The organism is Betaproteobacteria bacterium, from assembly GCA_016791345.1.
In the GTDB taxonomy this organism is placed as follows: Bacteria; Pseudomonadota; Gammaproteobacteria; order Burkholderiales; family JAEUMW01; genus JAEUMW01.
On record JAEUMW010000346.1, the window covers coordinates 1 to 1,575 of the forward strand.

The 1,575-nt window shown below is 63.0% G+C and carries 3 protein-coding genes; 2 read left to right on the forward strand and 1 reads right to left on the reverse strand.

What is annotated here, in order from left to right; translation table 11 throughout:
• Nucleotides 1-149 precede the first annotated feature (149 nt).
• Nucleotides 150-509, reverse strand: a complete 360-nt coding sequence (locus JNK68_13610) for a hypothetical protein (protein MBL8541390.1) — start codon at nt 507-509, stop codon at nt 150-152.
• 396 nt (nt 510-905) lie between these two features.
• Between JNK68_13610 and JNK68_13615 the strand changes: the two genes are divergently transcribed.
• Both JNK68_13615 and JNK68_13620 read left to right on the forward strand, forming a co-directional pair.
• Nucleotides 906-1,235: an EF-hand domain-containing protein gene (locus JNK68_13615; GenBank protein ID MBL8541391.1), complete on the forward strand. Its 330-nt coding sequence runs from the start codon at nt 906-908 to the stop codon at nt 1,233-1,235.
• Nucleotides 1,236-1,416: 181 nt separating this feature from the next.
• Nucleotides 1,417-1,575 (forward strand): hypothetical protein (locus JNK68_13620; GenBank protein ID MBL8541392.1); only part of this gene is annotated, 159 nt, incomplete at its 3' end.

The window sequence follows — 1,575 nt, forward strand, 5'->3', positions numbered from 1 at the left end:
GAGTGCCGGAAGCACGAGAAAAAGCACGCAGAGTGCAAGGCGTGCGCGGACGCCTGTGCAACCTGTCTCAAGGAGTGCCAGAACCTGGCTGCCTGATTCCGGCTTTAGGTCGATCGATTCCGTTCTATGCGCGCGAACCGAAAGTACGCTCACACGGTCGCGAGATTGATTCCCACGGCGACTACGTTCCACGCGATGATGGGGCGAGAGGCGATCAGCAGGCCGTAATAAACCCACAAGATCTGAAAAGCGCCCATGATCCCCGCCATGGTCGGGTTCATACCCTTGCTCGAACGCCGCTTGAACATCTTGATCAGGTCGGGCAAGGCGGCGAAGGTCGTTCCGAGTCCGGCCGCGAAGCCAACAACCTCGGAGCGTCGAAGCGACGGGATCAACAGGCTTGCCGTATCCTGTAGCGCCGCGCCCTGACAGCCGCAGAGCACGATCGCGCTCAGCATTGCGAGCCCGCACATGACGCGATCGACGCATCGGTTCTTCAGCATGATCACTCCTCGCAACTCGGCCTGTCGTCGAAGCACCGCCGGGTCCCGCGTCACAGGTGCTTACATGGCAACCTGATCGCAGGGCGGTGCCTCCGGCGCCGCGCGCACGTCACTAGTGCGGCGCCCTCGATGGTGACTCGCCAGCGTCGCCGATGTGCGACCGCGCGGGCCATCGTCTCTTCCGGCGAAACGCCGGCTACACCACTGCTGCGTCGCCGTCCGGCGACGTTGTGTCGCATTGACCACGCATCCCCAAAGCATGCGATGTCCGCGTAAGCGACTGTTCCTTCACGACTAGTTTGCTGTCGGCACGCGGGGTGCGCAGCTTCTTGTTTGACGCAGCCGCGGGACAGGGAGGCTGCGGCTGGTACGTCCGTCAATGTTTCCACGGAGGAACCTGTCATGAAGCGTTCGATTTCCTTTCCGACCCTTGCTACCGTTTCACTCATCGCAGGCCTGCTGATTGCGCTGAGCGCTGCGCTCGCCCAACCGGTGGAAGACAGCGGTGCGCAGACGCGACCCTACGTCGATCCCATGGTAATTGGAGACTCCACCCTTGCCAGATGCACGTCCATGTTCCGCATCCTCGACGCGAACCATGACGGCTACATCACCCGGGACGAAGCGAGGAAGTCGGCCGAGACGACCGCCGTCTGGAAGCGACTCGACGACGATCTCAACGATCGGCTCTCGTTCGACGAGTTCTGCGCGGCAAATGCGCCCGGCCCCTGACCGCCTCCAGGGGGCGAGCGGCCCGACAGTCACACGCGCCGAATCTGCTGTCGGAAATCGTGCATGGGCGGCGCTTCGCGCATAATGCTCGAACGTACCGGTCGCCTCCCGCTGGTGGAAACACCGGCGGTACGGTGCCCGGACAACGTCGAGTCCCCACCATCGAGCAAAGGACGGCATCATGTTTCATCACCTCACGCTTGCCGCACTGGCAACGCCACTCATCGTCGCCTGCGCAGCCTCCCCCGCCGTGAAGGTGCCGGAGAAGCTGCAGCCTGGGGCGAACGAATCGCTGTCGATGATCGTTCCCGCGAAGGGTGTGCAGATCTACGAGTGCCGC